General features: G+C 68.9%; 16 protein-coding genes. 11 read left to right on the top strand and 5 right to left on the bottom strand.

Features of this window, described 5'->3' with window-relative positions; genetic code table 11:
- Window positions 1-2: 2 nt before the first annotated feature.
- On the bottom strand, window positions 3-548 hold the full coding sequence (locus tag Sp245p_RS07175; RefSeq protein ID WP_014240571.1) for a MarR family winged helix-turn-helix transcriptional regulator: 546 nt from the start codon (window positions 546-548) through the stop codon (window positions 3-5).
- A gap of 283 nt (window positions 549-831) precedes the next feature.
- Here Sp245p_RS07175 and Sp245p_RS07170 point away from each other — a divergent pair, with 283 nt between their 5' ends.
- The 4 genes from Sp245p_RS07170 (at window position 832) to Sp245p_RS07155 (ending at window position 3,618) form a co-directional block, all read left to right on the top strand.
- On the top strand, window positions 832-1,794 hold the full coding sequence (locus tag Sp245p_RS07170) for an alpha/beta fold hydrolase (RefSeq protein ID WP_165359967.1): 963 nt from the start codon (window positions 832-834) through the stop codon (window positions 1,792-1,794).
- Between the two features lie 156 nt (window positions 1,795-1,950).
- A complete protein-coding gene (locus Sp245p_RS07165) occupies window positions 1,951-2,280 on the top strand; it encodes a hypothetical protein (RefSeq protein ID WP_237903362.1) in 330 nt (109 codons plus the stop codon).
- A gap of 169 nt (window positions 2,281-2,449) precedes the next feature.
- Window positions 2,450-2,776 carry a hypothetical protein gene (locus Sp245p_RS07160; protein ID WP_014240566.1) on the top strand — a complete coding sequence of 109 codons (327 nt, stop codon included), beginning with the start codon at window positions 2,450-2,452 and terminating at the stop codon, window positions 2,774-2,776.
- 2 nt (window positions 2,777-2,778) lie between these two features.
- A complete protein-coding gene (locus Sp245p_RS07155) occupies window positions 2,779-3,618 on the top strand; it encodes a class I SAM-dependent methyltransferase (RefSeq protein ID WP_014240565.1) in 840 nt (279 codons plus the stop codon).
- Window positions 3,619-4,045: 427 nt separating this feature from the next.
- Here Sp245p_RS07155 and Sp245p_RS07150 read toward each other — a convergent pair whose 3' ends face one another.
- On the bottom strand, window positions 4,046-4,393 hold the full coding sequence (locus tag Sp245p_RS07150; RefSeq protein ID WP_014240563.1) for a hypothetical protein: 348 nt from the start codon (window positions 4,391-4,393) through the stop codon (window positions 4,046-4,048).
- A gap of 88 nt (window positions 4,394-4,481) precedes the next feature.
- Here Sp245p_RS07150 and Sp245p_RS07145 point away from each other — a divergent pair, with 88 nt between their 5' ends.
- The 3 genes from Sp245p_RS07145 to pdeM are packed head-to-tail and all read left to right on the top strand — an operon-like array spanning window position 4,482 to window position 8,046.
- Entirely contained in the window at window positions 4,482-4,820 is a 339-nt protein-coding gene (locus tag Sp245p_RS07145; RefSeq protein ID WP_158310397.1) for a helix-turn-helix domain-containing protein, read from the top strand.
- A gap of 54 nt (window positions 4,821-4,874) precedes the next feature.
- Window positions 4,875-7,334, top strand: a complete 2,460-nt coding sequence (locus Sp245p_RS07140) for a ligase-associated DNA damage response DEXH box helicase (protein WP_425458898.1) — start codon at window positions 4,875-4,877, stop codon at window positions 7,332-7,334.
- 7 nt (window positions 7,335-7,341) lie between these two features.
- Complete coding sequence (gene pdeM, locus Sp245p_RS07135) at window positions 7,342-8,046, top strand: ligase-associated DNA damage response endonuclease PdeM (protein WP_014240560.1); 705 nt, start codon at window positions 7,342-7,344, stop codon at window positions 8,044-8,046.
- 103 nt (window positions 8,047-8,149) lie between these two features.
- Here pdeM and Sp245p_RS07130 read toward each other — a convergent pair whose 3' ends face one another.
- Complete coding sequence (locus Sp245p_RS07130; protein ID WP_014240559.1) at window positions 8,150-8,638, bottom strand: fasciclin domain-containing protein; 489 nt, start codon at window positions 8,636-8,638, stop codon at window positions 8,150-8,152.
- A 267-nt stretch (window positions 8,639-8,905) separates the two neighbouring features.
- Here Sp245p_RS07130 and Sp245p_RS07125 point away from each other — a divergent pair, with 267 nt between their 5' ends.
- From Sp245p_RS07125 to Sp245p_RS07110, 4 genes are all read left to right on the top strand, one after another.
- Window positions 8,906-10,363 (top strand): cryptochrome/photolyase family protein, encoded by a 1,458-nt coding sequence (locus tag Sp245p_RS07125; protein WP_014240558.1) that lies wholly within the window; start codon window positions 8,906-8,908, stop codon window positions 10,361-10,363.
- 137 nt (window positions 10,364-10,500) lie between these two features.
- A complete protein-coding gene (locus Sp245p_RS07120; protein WP_109138427.1) occupies window positions 10,501-12,534 on the top strand; it encodes a PhoX family protein in 2,034 nt (677 codons plus the stop codon).
- A 116-nt stretch (window positions 12,535-12,650) separates the two neighbouring features.
- The gene (locus tag Sp245p_RS07115) at window positions 12,651-13,157 is read left to right on the top strand and encodes a Fur family transcriptional regulator (RefSeq protein WP_014240557.1); all 507 of its coding nucleotides are present in this window, start codon (window positions 12,651-12,653) and stop codon (window positions 13,155-13,157) included.
- A complete protein-coding gene (locus tag Sp245p_RS07110) occupies window positions 13,154-14,305 on the top strand; it encodes a CobW family GTP-binding protein (RefSeq protein WP_014240556.1) in 1,152 nt (383 codons plus the stop codon). Before Sp245p_RS07115 ends, Sp245p_RS07110 begins: the two co-directional genes overlap by 4 nt.
- Window positions 14,306-14,415: 110 nt before the next feature.
- On the opposite strand, the gene Sp245p_RS07105 is transcribed toward Sp245p_RS07110, so the two are convergent.
- Together Sp245p_RS07105 and Sp245p_RS07100 are read right to left on the bottom strand one after the other, a co-directional pair.
- Entirely contained in the window at window positions 14,416-15,999 is a 1,584-nt protein-coding gene (locus Sp245p_RS07105; protein WP_014240555.1) for a diguanylate cyclase family protein, read from the bottom strand.
- A gap of 11 nt (window positions 16,000-16,010) precedes the next feature.
- Window positions 16,011-17,039, bottom strand: a complete 1,029-nt coding sequence (locus Sp245p_RS07100; RefSeq protein WP_014240554.1) for a glycosyltransferase — start codon at window positions 17,037-17,039, stop codon at window positions 16,011-16,013.
- Window positions 17,040-17,153 lie beyond the last annotated feature (114 nt).

Here is a 17,153-nt window from a genome sequence, read left to right as displayed (position 1 = left end):
GATCAGTACTCCGGCGTATCGTAGCGGATCAGATCGCTCCACGCCCGTTCCAAACGGCGCAACGTGCGGTAAGTCGTCTCCAGATCGGCGGCTTCCTCGTCGGTGCGGATCAGCGCCTCGCCCCGCACGGCTTCCAGCCCGCGTAGCGCCTCGCACAGCTTCAGGCCGCGCTCCGACAGGCGGAGCCGCGCCGTGCGCCGGTCGCGCTGCGAGGCGGAGCGGTCGACATAGCCCGCCTCCACCAGATGCTTCAGGTTGTAGGAGGCGTTGGAGCCGAGATAGTAGCCGCGCTCCAGCAGGTCGCGCACCGACAGCTCCTCGCCGCCGATGTTGATCAGCATCAGGGCCTGGCCGGGGCTGAGGTCGTCGATCCCGATCCGCGCCAGCTCCATCCGCAGCACGTCCAGGAAACGCCGGGTCATGCTCTCGATGATGCGGCCAAGGTCGGTATAGACGGCGGGCAACGACGCGCCCGCCGGGGCGGTGCTGTCCGGCGTGGCTCTCTCCGGCACGGCTGGGGTCGGCTGCTGCTTGGCGGTGGCGCTCATCGCGATACTCCCGCTTTGGAAAAAACCATCATGGTATGGCGTCGATCCAATTCCGAACGGTGGACGGTTACCCCGTCCTTCTGTCGCAAGAATGATAAGATTTTAGTTTAATTTGTGGAAACAATGTTGGGACATGGCGGCCCTGCGCGTCGGAACGGCCCCGTCCACCTCCTGTTGCACCCCTGTCCCCGCAGCCTGCACCTGCAATCCGGAGGAGCCCGACCATGCCGCATTCCACACGCCGTTCCGCCAAATCGCAAGCATGCCCTCGGAGGGTCCGCTGATGCGCGGCAGCTTGGCTCTCGCGGCCGGTTTGCTGGCCGGCCTGTGGCTGGACACCCGCCGCCGCACCAACCGGGCGGAGCAGCAGCACCCGCCGACCGGCCATTTCATGAGCGTCGGGGGCACCCGCCTGCACTATCTCGACCATGGGAAGGACAGCGCGTCGCCCCCCGTGGTGTTCCTGCACGGCAACGGCACCACCGCCGACGACTGGGCGCTGAGCCTTCTGGACGAGGCGGCCCGGCACCGGCGCTGCGTCTGCTTCGACCGGCCCGGCCATGGCTACAGCGAGGCGACGCCGCGACGCGACGCCGGTCCCGCCGCCCAAGCCGCGCTGCTGCGCGCCGCGACCCGCAAGCTGGGGCTGGAGCGCCCCATCGTCGTCGGCCATTCGCTGGCCGGGGCGGTGGCGCTCGCCTGGGCGCTGGATTTCCCGGAGGAGATCGGCGGTCTGGTCATCCTGTCGGCCTTCACCCACCCGACCCCGCGGCTCGACTTCCTCCCCATGATGGGACCGGCCATTCCGGCGGTCGGGCCACTGCTCAGCCACACCGTCCTGCCGCCGCTGGACCGGCTGATCCTGCCGGCGATGATGCGCCGCATCTTTGAGCCGAACCCCGTGCCGCCCAGCTACAACGAACTGCCTCCCGACCTTCTGCTGCGCCCGACGCAGCTGGAGGCCGCCGCCGCTCAACTCGCCGCTTTGATTCCCGGCGTGGCGGCGATGGCCCCCCGTTATTCCGAGATCCGCTGCCCGATGGCGGTCGTCGCGGGACGGGAGGACCGCATCGTCGATCCCCACGCCCACGCGGTGCAGCTTCACAACGCGGTGGCCGGATCGACGCTGCATCTGCTGGCGGAAACCGGGCACATGCCGCAGCACGCCCGCCCGGACGCGGTGATGGCCGCCATCGAGCGGGTGGAGCGGGCCATGACCGGCACGTCGGTTCACGCGGAGGCATGAGTCGACTCCCCTGATTCGGCGACCGGGGATTGCGACTCGAAAAAAGCGACTCGTGGCGACTCGGGTGAGGGATGGTTAACAGTTTGGTTACGATCCAAGCGCTAACCTTCGGCCATATCGCACACTTTCAGCGCCTCAAGGATTACGCCGATGTCCATGGCCGCCGACGTTGACACCATCGAACGCACGTCCATCGTCGCCTACACCCTCCTCAACGAGCTGCACGACGTGCTGGCTCTGCCCAAGGCGCCCGATGACGTGACGCTCGGCATTCTGATGGGGCTGTCCATGTTCATGGACGACAAGGTCGGTCCGATGCGCTCCAAGCGCCTGATGTCGGAGGCGCCGACCATCGTCCTGAAGACCGACGCCCACGTCACGTCGGACCAGATGCAGCGGATCATGCCGGTCCTGCGTGCCTTCGGCGATCACCTGAAGGACATGCGCGCCAAGGCCGCCCGCCCGGTCGACGACACCGTCGCCTGACCGCGGAGCGCAGCAATCGCCTCACGAAAGGCCCGGCCGGCAACGGCCGGGCCTTTTCCGTTCCGGCGCCCGGCTTGACCCACTCGACATTTCATTGGATGCTGAAACCCTTCGTCCACCGGACGGTCGTTCCCGATGGTCCGGACGCAACGCAGGGGCGGCTTCGGCCATGGAACTGCCATCGGGGGATTGGGTCTGGGCTCTGGCCATCGCCGCCCTACTGACGGGTGCGACGGTCAGCGTGATCGTGCTCGCCGCCGTCGGTTCGATCCGCCGCAGCGTCAACGAGGGCGGCGCCCGCCAGTCCCAGAAAATCCGCAAGCTTGCGGAGACCGTCGCCACCCTGAACGTCCAGCAGCAAGTCGCCGAGGGCCGCGTCCAAGCCCTGACCGAGGCGAACCGCAAGCTGGCGGAGGAGGTCGCGGCGCTGAACGAGCGGCTGCGCGACGCCGATTCCGCCCCCCGCATCACCGGTACCGCAAGGCTTCTCCACTGACCATGCCCGACTTGTCCACCTGCCCCATCGACGGCGACGCCGAGCGCGCCCGCTGGACCGCCAGCGCCGACGCCTGGGACCGCTGGGCCGACCCGATGGCCGATCTGGCCGACAAGCTGAACCAGCCCCTGCTGGACGCCGCCGGGGTGACGGCGGGCGACCGGGTGCTGGACCTCGCCTCCGGCGCCGGCGAACCGGCGCTGAGCGCCGCGCTGCGGACAGGTCCTGACGGGCTGGTGGTGGGCAGCGACCTCGTGCCCGGCATGATGGCCGGCGCCCGGCGCCGCGCCGCGGGGATCGCCGACGGGCTGCGCCCGGCCTTCGCCGCCGCCGACATGACCGCCCTGCCCTTCGCCGCGGCGAGCTTCGACCGGGCGACCTGCCGCTTCGGCATCATGTTCGTCCCCGACGTTGCGGCGGCCCTGGCCGAGCTGCGGCGCGTGCTGCGCCCCGGCGGGCGGGCAGCCTTCATGGTCTGGGGGCCGCGCGCCGGCAACACCCTGTTCGACACGGTGGGCGACGCCGTCGCCGCCCAACTGGGCGAGGACCGCAGCCTGGACCCGCTGTTCCGCTTCGCCGCCCCCGGCCTTCTGGCGGAGGCCCTGCGCTCCGCCGGCTTCGCCACGGTGAGCGAGACCGACATCACCCCGGTCCGCAAGGCCCCCCAGGGCCAGCCCTTCTGGCGCGCCACGCTGGAGATGAGCTTCGGCCACCGCCTGCACGACCTCACCGCCGGGCAGCGCGCCGACCTCGACGCCGAGGTGACCCGCCGCTTCGACGCTCAGGCCCAGGGCGGCACGATTCCACTGCCCATCCACGTCCGCATCGTCACCGGCGCCTGATTCCCTCCCCTGCGAAGCGGGGGAGGGTCAGGGTGGGGGCAAGACTCCGCACCCCGACCACGCGCCCAAGTGCCGCAGCCATCCCACAGAGGCCTATCCCCGGTTGACCGCGCCTACGCATTCCTTTGGATGTTGCGTGCCGACAGGCCCTACCCGTCCGGCATCCGAGAGGAGGTGATGCGCTTGAAAAGGTACCAGACGTGGCTCCGACGCTTCTGGTTCCGGATGAAGTTCGAGTTCGAAGCCGGCTTCAACCAGGACCACGATCGCTAAGGAACCAATGGGCGGGGTCGGGAAACCGGCTCCGCCTCCAGGAGACCGAAGGCGCATCACCTCCTTGCCTCGTAAAATACCACAGCTCCCGAAGCCGTCAAACGCCGCGAAGGACAGAGGCTCAACCGGCGCTCAGGGTTCGCCAACGCGCCATTCAATGAAGCCTCATCGGGTCGATGGGGCGGTCGCCCATGACCTCCTCCAACGACGTCTTCCGGGGCGTTGTGGACGGCGGCCCCTCGTCCTCCGAAACACCCCGCACACGCGGACAGGGCGGGTCCCACACCGTGGCAAAGGCGATCCACGACAGTCCGAGTCCCACCAAGATCACCGAAAACGACACAACGTATGCGTAAGGAAGCCTGTCCCCGAGAAAGCTCATGGTCATCTCGTCGAGGCTGGCGATCAAACCCAGTTGCTTCCGATACCACCAAGTCCACGGCAGGGTAAGCGGTACCAGCAACCCACCCCAGATGATGAGCAACACGCCCGACAGACGCATGGTACACCCACAATCACACAAAGGTAATTTTAAGCTATAGCGTACTAGGTTGATGGTCAACGCGCATCGCCCGGAGGACAGTCCGGGCATGAAAGGGATGCAGCAATTCGGACAAATGCTCCGCGAACTTCGCGAGCAACGGGGGCTCACGCAGGAGGATCTTGCGGGATTGATCGAGCGTTCCGTTCAGGCTGTTTCCGCGATGGAACGCGGGCAGAATATGCCCAGATTGGAAACGCTAATTCGCATTAGCGAGAAAATAGACATTCCACTGGATGAGTTAGTAAAAATATTCGACCAAAGCAATTCAAGCAATCAAGAAAGGACACCATTGGAGATTACTATAATTGATGCTGCACGGCATTTAAGCCTTCGCGACCTTAAAATTTTATCCAACATCGCGAAATCATTTCCAAAAGAAAAATAAAAATACTTTCATAGCGCTGATGGCATTATAGGAAATCTCTCTATCTTCTTTCCCATGCCCGAACTCCCCACCCCTCTCCTCCCCGCCAACGTCCAGGGCTGGTTCCGGTCGCGGGGCTGGGTGCCGCACCCTCACCAGCTTGCCATGGTCGAGGCGGCGGCCGCCGGGAACAGCGCCCTGCTGATCGCGCCGACCGGCGGCGGCAAGACGCTGGCCGGCTTCCTGCCCTCGCTGATCGATCTGGCGGAGCGCCCGCGCGAGGGGCTGCACACGCTCTACATCTCGCCGCTGAAGGCGCTCGCGGTGGACATCCAGCGCAATCTGGAGGAGCCCGTCGCCGAGATGCGGCTGCCCATCCGCACCGAGACGCGCACCGGCGACACGCCCGAATCCAAGCGGCGGCGGCAGCGGGCCAACCCGCCGCACATCCTGATGACCACGCCGGAAAGTCTGGCGCTGATGATCGCCTACGCCGACGCGGCGACGATCTTCCGGCACCTGCGCTGCGTCATCATCGACGAGTTGCACGCCCTGGCCGGGACCAAGCGCGGCGACCTGCTGGCCCTGGGGCTGGCGCGGCTGTCCCGGCTGGCGCCGCAGGCCCGGCGGGTCGGGCTGTCGGCCACCGTGGCGGAGCCGGCGCAGCTGCTCGCCTGGCTGTCCAAATCCGGGCACGCGGATGGCGGCGACGTGCGGCTGGTCACCGGGCGGGCCGGCGCCTCCGCCGAGGTGGACATCCTGACGACGCGCGAGCGGCTGCCCTGGTCCGGCCGCATGGCCATGCATGCGCTGAAGGAGGTGTACCAGCGCATCCGCGCCCACCGCACCACGCTGGTCTTCGTCAACACGCGCGCCCAGGCGGAGCTGGTCTTCCAGGAACTCTGGCGCCTCAACGACGACACCCTGCCCATCGCGCTCCATCACGGCTCGCTGGCGGCGGAGCAGCGGCGCAAGGTCGAGGCCGCCATGGCGGCGGGCAAGCTGCGGGCGGTGGTGGCGACCTCCTCGCTCGACCTCGGCATCGACTGGGCGGCGGTTGATCTGGTGGTGCAGATCGGCGCGCCGAAGGGGGCGAGCCGGCTGGTCCAGCGCATCGGCCGCGCCAACCACCGGCTGGACGAACCGAGCCGTGCTCTGCTCGTCCCAGCCAACCGGTTCGAGGTTCTGGAATGCCGCGCCGCCCTGGACGCCGTGGCGGCCATGAGCCTGGACGGCGAGCGGCCCCGCCCCGGCGGGCTGGACGTGCTGGCCCAGCACATGCTCGGCATGGCCTGCGCCGAGCCGTTCCGGCCCGACGACCTGTACGACGAGGTGGTCTGCGCCGCCCCCTACGCCGGGCTGGCGCGGGACGAGTTCGACGACGTGCTGGACTTCGTGGCGACCGGCGGCTACGCGCTCGGCAATTACGAGCGCTTCCACCGGCTGACGATGCGCGAAGACGGGCGCATGGCGGTGGCCGGGCCGGCGGTGGCGCGGCAGTACCGCATGAACGTCGGCACCATCACGCAGGAGGCCATGCTGCGCGTGCGCCTGAGCCGCGGCCCGGTGCTCGGCGAGGTGGAGGAGCATTTCATCCAGGGCCTCACCCCCGGCGACACCTTCGTCTTCGCCGGCCAATTGCTGAAGTTCCTCGGCATCCGCGAGATGGAGGCGCAGGTCGCCAAGGGGGGCACCGGGGAGCCGAAGGTCCCGGCCTACGCCGGCGGGCGGCTGCCGCTGACCACGGCGCTGGCCGACCGGGTGCGCGCCATGCTGGCCGACCCGGCGCAGTGGCCCGGCCTGCCGGAGGACGTGCAGGAATGGCTGCGGCTCCAGCGCTGGCGTTCCGTCCTGCCGGCGCGCGATGGGTTGCTGGTGGAGAGCTTCCCCAAGGCGGGCAAGCGCTTCCTCGTCGTCTACGCCTTCGAGGGGCGGAACGCGCACCAGACGCTGGGGATGCTGCTGACCCGCCGGATGGAGCGGATGGGCTGCGGCCCGCTCGGCTTCGTCGCCACCGACTATGTGCTGGCGGTGTGGTCGCTGCGAACGCCGAAGGACATGGATGGGCTGTTCGACCAGGACATGCTGGGCGACGACCTGGAAGCCTGGATGGACGAGTCCTCGATGCTGCGGCGGACCTTCCGCAACGTGGCGCTGATCACCGGGGTCATCGACCGCCGCCATCCCGGGCAGGAGAAGTCGGGGCGGCAGGTCACCTTCTCCTCCGACCTGATCTACGACGTGCTGCGCAAGCACGACCCCGGCCATGTGCTGCTGCGCGCCACCCGCGCCGACGCGGCGGGCGGGCTGACCGACGTGCGGCGCCTGTCGGATTTCCTGGTCCGGGTGAAGGGCCGCATCACCCACAAGGACCTCGACCGCATTTCCCCCTCGCCGTGCCGGTCATTCTGGAGATCGGGCGGGAACGGGTGGACGGTTCCGCCACCGACGAGCTTCTGGAGCAGGCCGCCGCCGATCTGGTGGCCGAGGCGATGCCGGAGCTGGGGTCCGACGGTGACAGCCAAGGCCGCTTGACGTTGTGATGACCATGGACACGACGATGACCCTGCGGGGCGCCGCGCTGGCCCCCGATCCCTCCGGCGCGCTGGCCTGGCCGGCGGAGCGGACTCTGGTGGTCGCCGACCTGCATCTGGAGAAGGGCTCCGCCTTCGCGGCGCGCGGGCGGATGCTGCCGCCCTACGACACGCGGGCGACGCTCGACCGGCTGGCGGAGCTGGTGGAGCGGCTGGCCCCGGAGCGGGTGATCTGCCTTGGCGACAGCTTCCACGACCGCCGGGCGGCGAGCCGCATGGAGGCGGGGGACGTGGCCCGGCTGCGCGACCTGACCGGGCGGGTGGCGGACTGGCTGTGGGTCACCGGCAACCACGATCCGGAACCGCCGGAGGGGTTCGGCGGGCGCATCCTGGACGAGCTGGCGCTCGGCCCGCTGACCTTCCGGCACGAGGCGGTGCCCGGCGCCGTCGGCGAGTTGTCGGGGCATCTGCACCCGGTGGCCGCCGTCGTCGTGCCGGGCCGGCGGGTGCGGGAGCGCTGTTTCGCCTTCGACGGGGGAAAGTTGATCCTGCCGGCCTTCGGCGCCTTCGCGGGCGGGCTGAACGTGCTGGACCCGGCGGTGTCCGGCCTGCTGGCGGCGCGGTTCGAGGTGCATCTGCTGGCCCGCGGCAAGGTCCACCGCTTCCCGCGCAGCCGCCTCTCTCCCGACAAAGCGTCTCCGGACAAGGCTTGAAAAGAAAAAGCCCGGAGAGTCGGGGGAACTCTCCGGGCGAGTGGTCCTGCCGGCACTGGCGGTGAAACGTCCGGCAGGAGGGACCTCGATGAAAAGCAGAACGTCAGTTCGGCATCATGACCGTGTCGATCACGTGGATGACGCCGTTGGACGCCATGATGTCGGGCTTCACGACCTTCGCGTTGTCCACCATCACGCCGCCCTTCGTCGCGTCGATGTCCACGGTGGTGCCCTGCACGGTCTTCGGCGATGCCGTCTTGCCGGCGATATCGGCCGAAGTCACCTTGCCCGCCACCACATGATAGGTGAGTACGGAGCGGAGCTTCTCGCGGTTCTCCGGCTTCAGAAGATTTTCGACCGTGCCGGCGGGAAGCTTGGCGAAGGCCTCGTCGGTCGGGGCGAAGACGGTGAAGGGACCGCTGCCCTTCAGCGTGTCCGCGAGGCCGGCGGCCTGGACGGCCTGGACCAGCGTCTTGAACTGGCCCGCCGCGACGGCGGTGTCCACGATGTCCGCCGCCTTGGCGGACATGGCGGCGAGGGACAGCGGCAGGGCGACGGTGGCGGCGGTCAGCAGGCGCGACAGGCGGGACATATGGTTTCCTCCGTTGATGGCGTCTCTTTCCTCCCCCGACCGTGGAACCGGCGCCGTCGGCCGCCGTGCCTCCGGCTCCACGTCGTGGCAGCGAAGGCGGAAATAGCGGTGCGGAAATCGCCGTCAATAGGATTTCGCCAGGAAAAATTTTCGCCGCCGTGGTGATCCGGAGCAATCGGCACCGCGTAGCAAGAGCCATTGACCGTGGTCATTGGCTGCGGCGTTTTGGCATGCCCGTTCTTCTGTCCATGTCTTTAAAGTTGGCCGATGACGACCGATCAATCTCCCATCCTCGTCTGGTTCCGCAGCGATCTTCGCCTTGCCGACAACCCGGCGCTCAGCGCCGCGGCGGAGGACGGGGCGCCGGTCATCCCGGTCTACATCCGGGAGAAGGACGCCCACGATCCCTGGCTTCCCGGCGCCGCGTCCCGCTGGTGGCTGCACGGCAGCCTGGAACGGCTGGGCAAGGCGCTGGCCAAGCTCGGCTCGCCCCTGGTGCTGCGCAGCGGCGACCCCGCCTCCGTGCTGGCGGCGCTGGCCGAGGAGACCGGCGCCGACACGGTGCTGTGCAACCGCCGCGCCGGCCCCACCGCCATCGCCCGCGACCGCCGGGTGGGCGAGCGGCTGAGCGCGCGCGGCGTGACGGTGCACCCCCACAACGCCGCCCTGCTCTACGAGCCGGGGACCATCCGCACCAAGTCGGACACGCCCTTCCGGGTCTTCACGCCCTTCTGGAAGGCGTTGCTGTCGATGCCGGAGCCGCCGCGCCCCACCCGCGCGCCGGGCAAGCTGACCCCGCCGGCGAAGCCGGTGTCCAGCGAGTCGCTGAAGGACTGGTGCCTGCTGCCCAGCGCGCCGGACTGGGCCGGCGGCCTGCGCGAGCGCTGGACACCCGGCGAGGAGGCGGCGCGGGAGCGGCTGGCCGATTTCCTGGACGGGCCGGTCGCCGCCTACCCGGCGGAGCGCGACCGCCCGGACCATGATGGAACCTCGGCGATGTCGCCGCACCTCGCCTTCGGGGAGATCGGGCCGCGGCAGATCTGGCACGCCGCCCGCCACGCCGCAGACCAGCGGCATGAGCTGGCCGCCGGCGCCGAAGCCTTCCTGCGGGAACTCGGCTGGCGGGAGTTCAACCACCATCTGCTGCGCGAGGAGCCGGGCATTCCAGACACGCCGCTGGACACGCGCTTCGCCCGCTTCCCCTGGCGGACGGACAAGGCGGGCCTGCGCGCGTGGCAGAGCGGGCGCACCGGCTATCCCATCGTGGACGCCGGAATGCGGCAGCTCTGGCAGACCGGCTGGATGCACAACCGCGTGCGGATGATCGTCGGTTCCTTCCTCATCAAGGATCTGCTGATCCCCTGGCAGGAGGGCGAGTCGTGGTTCTGGGACACGCTGGTCGACGCCGACATCGCCAACAACGCCGGCAACTGGCAGTGGGTGGCCGGCTGCGGCGCCGACGCGGCCCCCTTCTTCCGCGTCTTCAACCCGATCCTCCAAGGCGAGAAGTTCGACCCGGAGGGGGCCTATGTCCGGCGCTACGTGCCGGAGCTGGAAGCGCTGCCCAACCGCTGGATTCACAAGCCCTGGGAGGCGCCGGACGAGGCGCTGCGGCAGGCGGGGGTCAAACTCGGCAAGGACTACCCGCGGCCGGTCATCGACCACGGCACCGCCCGCGACCGCGCGCTGGCCGCCTTCCAGGAGATCAAGAAAGCCGGTGATTGATCGGCGCGGTGTCGTGAAACCCGACCGTGTGTTTTCATTCCGCCTTCATGGGAGTGCAAAGAAACCGTCACAGGCCGCCGGTAAGGTGCGCCCGCCCCTACCCAAAATAAATTTGCGGAAAGAGACGAGGCACACCGATGGACACCCATGACCTGCCCCAGAAGGGCACCAAGTATCTGACCTTCGAGGGCCGCGAGGACATCGGCTCCAACCCGTCCGAAAACCCGACCATGGGCGACGTCATCAACGCCCGCCTCGGCCGCCGCGACATGATGCGCGGCATGCTGACCGGCGCGGCGGTCAGCGCCCTGATCGGCCCGGCCGCCCTGCTCTCCTCGCCGCGCGAGGCCGAGGCCGCCGTCACCGGCGCCCCGCGCCCGGCCAAAGCCAGCTTCTCCTTCCAGGAAGTGGCGCACGGTGTCGACGCCGACCATCACGTGGCATCCGGCTACGACGCCGACATCCTGATCCGCTGGGGCGACCCGGTGGTGCCCGGCGCGCCGGCCTTCGACCCGATGAACCAGTCGGCCGAGGCGCAGTCGAAGCAGTTCGGCTACAACAACGACTTCGTCGGCTACGCCCCGCTGCCGCTCGGCTCCCAGTCGCCGGACCGCGCCCTGCTCTGCGTGAACCACGAATACACCGACGAGGAGGTCATGTTCCCCGGCGTCGGCGTGGAGCAGCAGAAGGACAAGTTCGCCCGCATGACCAAGGCGCTGGTGGACATCGAGATGGCCGCCCACGGCGGCACCGTCGTCGAGATCCGCAAGGTCAAGGGCAAGTGGGTGACGGTGGCGGACTCCCGCTACAACCGCCGCATCACCGGCGAGACGGCCTGCGCCATCACCGGCCCGGCCGCCGGCCACGCCCTGATGAAGACCAGCTACGACCCGACCGGCACGACGGTCCGCGGCATGCTGAACAACTGTTCCGGCGGCATGACGCCCTGGGGCACCTGGCTGTCGGCGGAAGAGAACTTCAACGGCTACTTCTGGGGCAAGGTCGAGGACACCAACCCGAACACCAAGGTGCTGAAGCGCTACGGCTTCCCCGGCGAATGGTACAACTGGGGCGTTTATCACGACCGCTTCGACATCGCCAAGGAGCCGAACGAGTCCAACCGCTTCGGCTGGATCGTCGAGATCGACCCCTACGACCCGACCTCGACCCCGAAGAAGCGCACGGCGCTCGGCCGCTTCAAGCATGAGGCCTGCCAGATTGCGCTCGGCAAGGACGGCACCGTGGTCGCCTACACCGGCGACGACGAGCGCTTCGACTATGTCTACAAGTTCGTCGCGGCCAAGAAGTTCGACCCGAGGAACCGCGCCGCCAACATGGACATCCTGGAGACCGGGACGCTCTACGTGGCGAAGTTCAAGGCCGACGCCTCGGTCGAGTGGCTGCCGCTGGTCCACGGCCAGGGTCCGCTGACCGCCGAGAAGGGCTTCCCCGACCAAGCCACCGTCCTGATCAACGCCCGCCTCGCCGCCGACGCGCTGGGCGCCACCAAGATGGACCGACCGGAGGACATCGAGGTCAACGCGGTGACCGGCAAGGTCTACGTCATCCTCACCAACAACTCCCGCCGCAAGCCGGAGCAGGTGGACGCGGCCAACCCGCGCGCCGAGAACAACTGGGGCCACATCGTCGAGATCCTGCCGGAGAACGGCAACCACGCCTCGACCAAGGCGGAGTGGACGATCCTGGTCCGCGGCGGCAACCCGGCGGACGAGAAGGTCGGCGCGCAGTTCCACGCCGACACCTCGGCCAACGGCTGGTTCTCCTGCCCTGACAACGCGGCGGTGGACCACCGCGGCCGCCTGTGGATCACCACCGACCAGGGCGAGAACTGGAAGAAGGCGTCCGGCACCGCCGACGGCGTCTGGGCCGTGGAGACCGAAGGGAATCTGCGCGGCCTGTCCAAGATGTTCTACCGCGTGCCGGTGGGGGCCGAGATGTGCGGCCCCTGCTTCACCACCGACGACAAGACCCTGTTCGTCGCCGTGCAGCACCCGGCCACCGACGGCGTCGACCAGTGGGAAGGCTTCAAGGGCAAGCTCTCCTCCTTCGAGGACCCGGCGACCCGCTGGCCCGACTTCAAGCCCAACATGCCGCCGCGCCCGTCGGTGGTCGCCATCACCAAGAAGGACGGCGGCATGATCGGTCTCTGACCGGTCGGGGAACCGCCCCCAATCGAGCGACACGCCTGAAAGGGCGGCCTCCGCGTCCGGGGCCGCCCTTCTTCTTTGTCTGGTGTCGGCATCCGGCGATGTAATAAGATAACGCCATGACCGCCGATCCCCACCCCACCACCGGCCCGGCCTCCCGCCACGGGCACGACCACGCGCATTGCATCGCCGACGCGCTGACGCGCGCCGACGCCCTGTGCGCGGAGCGCGGCGCCCGGCTGACCGCGCTCCGACGGCAGGTGCTGGAGCTGGTCTGGAACAGCCACAAGCCGCGCGGCGCCTACGCCATCCTGGAGGACCTCAGCCAGCGCGAGGGCAAGGCCACCGCCCCGCTGACCGTCTACCGGGCGCTGGAGTTCCTGGTGGAGCACGGGCTGGTCCACCGCATCGAATCGCTGAACGCCTACATCGGCTGCGCGGCGCCGGGGGCCGTCCATTCCGGGCAGTTCCTGGTGTGCGAGACCTGCGGCAACGCCGTGGAGATCGACGACCCGCGCATCCGCGCCGCCATCGGCACCATCGCCGCCGAGCATGGTTTCCAGGTCAGCCGCCCCACCGTCGAGGTGCGCGGCACATGCACCGACTGCCAGGAGAAGACCCCGTGACCGCCGCACCCACCCCCGCCGCCCCACCGGCGCCCCGCCTGCCCGTCTCGGTGCTGACCGGCTTCCTCGGCAGCGGCAAAACCACGCTGCTGCAACGGCTCCTGCACCATCCGGGCATGGCCCGCACCGCCGTGGTCATCAACGAGTTCGGCGAGGTCGGGCTTGACCATCTGCTGGTCGCCAAGGCGTCGGAGAACATGGTGCTGATGGACAGCGGCTGCCTGTGCTGCACCATCCGCGGCGACCTCGTCGACACGCTGCGCGACCTGTTCCTGAAGCGCGTGCGCGGCGACATCCCGGAGTTCGACCGGGTGGTGGTGGAGACGACGGGCCTCGCCGACCCGGCCCCGATCATCCACACGCTGATGAGCGACCCGCTGCTGGCCGCCCGCTTCCGCCTGGACGGCGTCATCAGCACGGTGGACGCGGTGCATGGCGCCAACCAGCTCGACCGCCAGCCGGAGAGCGTGAAGCAGGCCGCCGTCGCCGACCGCATCGTGCTGACCAAGACCGACCTCGCCACGCCCCACACGACGCTCGCCCTGTGCCAGCGCCTGTCGGCGATCAACCCGGCGGCCCCGCAGATCCCCGCGGCCTTCGGCGAGGTCGATCCGGCTCTGCTGTTCGACGCCGGCCTCTACAACCCCGACACCAAGAGCCCCGACGTGGCGCGCTGGCTCCGGGAAGAGGCGTACCGCGACGAGCAGGCCCATCATCATGATCACGGGCATGACCATGATCATGACCACCACCACCACGACCACGGGCATGGCGACGCCTGCGGTCCCGACTGCGGGCACGATCACCACCACCACGACACCAACCGGCACGACGACCACATCCGCGCCTTCTGCATGGTGGTGGACGAGCCGATCCCGTGGAACAACTTCGTGGACTTCATGGAGGCCCTGATCGCCACTGGCGGGGAGAACCTGCTGCGCATCAAGGGGCTGCTGAACGTCAAGGAAAGCCCGCTGCCGGTCGTCGTCCACGGCGTGCAGCACATGTTCCACCCGCCGGTCCAGCTTCAGGAATGGCCTGGCGAGGATCACCGCTCCAAGATCGTCTTCATCACCCGCGACATCGGCGAGACGGTGATCCAGCCGATGTTCGACCAGTTCGTCCGGGGCGCCGAGGGGGCGGCCTGAGGGCACTCCTTGCCCCCACCCCGGCCCTCCCCCGCTTCGCAGGGGAGGAAGAAAAAGTCCCCTCCCCTGCGTCAGCGGGGGAGGGTTAGGGTGGGGGCAACCGCACCCGCTCACTTCACTTTGTAAAGCTGGAAGTACCGCCCCTCCTGCACCAGCGTCAGATGCTCCGGCACCGGATTGGCGCGGCCCGGCTCGCTGAACAGCACATAGACGTAACCGAAGCGCCGGGGCCAATCGGCCCAGTAATGGTTGTCGCGCAAGCCCGGCTGGCGCACCGCGTCAGCGACGTAGCCGATGCGCGGCATGTAGGTGAAATCACCATCCAGGTCGGCATAGTCCGGCTTCAGCAGCAGCACCTGCTTGCCCGGATGGGTGAAGGCGATGGGCACGAGGCTGGAGCGCTCCATCAGCGCCAGCACCGGCGCGTGGTGCAGGCCGAAAGACAGGGCGCGGTCGTCGGTGAACTGGGTGGCGCGGAAGATCGACTTGTGCAGCGTCTCGTCGGCGTAGGTGGCGAGCACCGTGCTGCCCGGCTCGATCCGCTGCAGGGACTGGCGCACCTCCTCCAGCAGCGGGTCCACCCTGGCGAGCCCCACCCCGGCGTCGGCGCTGCGCAGCAGCGACAGCGCGACCACCACCGACAGGAAGGCCGCCCGCATGGCCGAGGTCGCCAATTCCCAGCGCACGAAGCCCAGAGCGACGAAGGCGATGCCGATGGGAAGGCGGCTGTCGGCGAACCAGGACCCGAAGAGGACGAGCGGCATCGCCGCATAGACCACCAGCCCCAGCGCGATGGTGATGGCGCCGACCGGATGCAGCCGCAGCGCCCCGCTCCACAGCCCCCAGGCGATGCCCAGCCCGACGGCGATCCCCGTCACATAGCCGACCGTGTCGGCGTAGCCGCCGAACAGGAAGTCGAAGCCCATCAGCTTCGCGGTGCCGACCCACAGAACCGCGTCGGCGAAGCCCGACGACGGGCTCATCAGCAGAAGCGGCGGCACGATCAGGAAGGGCAGTCCGAAGGCCAGCGCGTCCGGCAACGCCCGCCACGGCTCACGCCAGCCGCCGCTCCGCCACAGCCGCCAGCCCTCGAAGGCCAGCAGCGTCAGGCCATAGAGACCGAGCGCGAACAGATGCGAGATGAACAGCAGCAGAACGACCCCGAGCGAGGCCAGCCCGCGCTGCCAGGGCGCGCGCTCCCGCATCACGATCCAGCCGGCGATTCCCCACAGCGCCAGCCCCAGCCCGAACAGGTAGTTGAACAGGCCCATGTAGGTGGACAGCGTGTAGAGGAACAGCCCGGCGGCCAGCGGCCCCAGCTCCACCCGGCCCCAAAGGGCGCGGTAGAGCGCGATGGAGCCGGTCACCAACACCAGATAGCTGGCGGTGACGAACAGCCGGCTCGCCGTGTGCACGCCGATCAGCTTGGCCAGCGGCGGCACGACGATGTCCATCACCAGATTGGGGATGATCGCCCAGCGCACCATGTAGAACTGCGCCAGCGCCGGGTCCTGGTCCAGATGGGCCAGGGCGTACATGCGGGTGACGTGGTTGACGTAGTCGCCCAGCGCCGGAATCTCGAACATCCAGACGGGGATCGAAGCCGCCACCAGGATCAGCAGGGCGGCGGGCCAGACATACACGGACTCGGCGCGCGACGCCGCCCGCCCGTCAAGGGTGAAATCCCTGAACATGCGGCCCCCCTTCAGACGCTTTTCGGAAAGGACTGGGGCGGAGCGCCAGAGGCGGCCACTGGAGCCGCGGCCGTGGGGGACGCCTGCAGGTCCTGCGGATAGCGGTTCTGCAGGCCGGCCCGGTAATGGGTCCAGAAGCCGCGCAGCCCCTTCACGTCGGCGCGCCGGTGCAGCAGGTAATAGAGCGTGTATTTGACCATCATGCGGGCGATGGACTTGCGCTCGTAGGTGGCGTGGATGTAGCCCATGTTGCGGAAGAAATAGGGGGCGCGGTTCTCCGGCATCTCCTCCACCGTGCCCAGGAAACCGCCGGCCAGCGGGCGCTGGGTGCGGCGGTTGCGCGGGTGGACGTGCAGGGCATGCACCGCCGTCCCGTCGCGCAGCCCGGCCCGCCGGGCGCGCAACGTGAACTCCCACTCGTCGCCCCAGATGAACATCTCGCGCTTGATGTTGCCGATCCGCTCGAAGACGCGCCGGCGCAGCAGGGTCCCGTTGAACAGCGCGATGGCGCCCGGCACGATGCCGTCCTGAGCCGCGGCGGCGAAGGCGTCGGCCTTGGTGAAGCCCTGCATGGTGAAGGCCAGATCGCCGCGGTCCTCCGCCGCGACCACGGTCGGCCCGACGAGGTCGAGGTCGTGCCGCTCGCCCTGGCGCAGCAGTTCGGCCAAGGCGCCGGGCGCCGGAATGCCGTCGTCGTCGGTGCTCCAGATCCAGCGGGCGCCCAGTTCCAGCGCCGTGGCGAAGGCGGTGTGGTAAGCGCCGGCGGAGCCGATGTTGGCCTGCCGGACCACCAGAAGCTCCGGCATCACCGCCCGCTGCTCGGCCAGCCATTCCGCGGTGCCGTCGCTGGAACCGTTGTCCACCACGACGATGCGGTCGGGCCGCGGCTCCTGCCCATGGATCGCCGCCAGACAGGTCTTCAGCAGGGCCAGACGGTTGTGGGTGACCACCACCGCGACGACGGGAGTCTCCCAGGGCGTTTCCCGAGGCCGTTCCTGGGCTCCGGTGTCCAGCGTCCGGGGCGTCTGGGCTTCTGACATGCGGTTTCCGTCCTTCGTCTGTGCTTTGGGCGTCTGAGCTTTGGGCATCGGTGCCTTGGGGCTGCCTTGAACAGGCCACCCCAAGTTTTTTGCTTTGCGAAGAGAGGGCAATGC

The sequence above is a fragment of the Azospirillum baldaniorum genome, from assembly GCF_003119195.2.
Classification (GTDB): Bacteria; Pseudomonadota; Alphaproteobacteria; order Azospirillales; family Azospirillaceae; genus Azospirillum; species Azospirillum baldaniorum.
The sequence above is the reverse complement of the archived record's forward strand: the minus strand, read 5'-3'. Positions and strand labels throughout refer to the sequence as shown.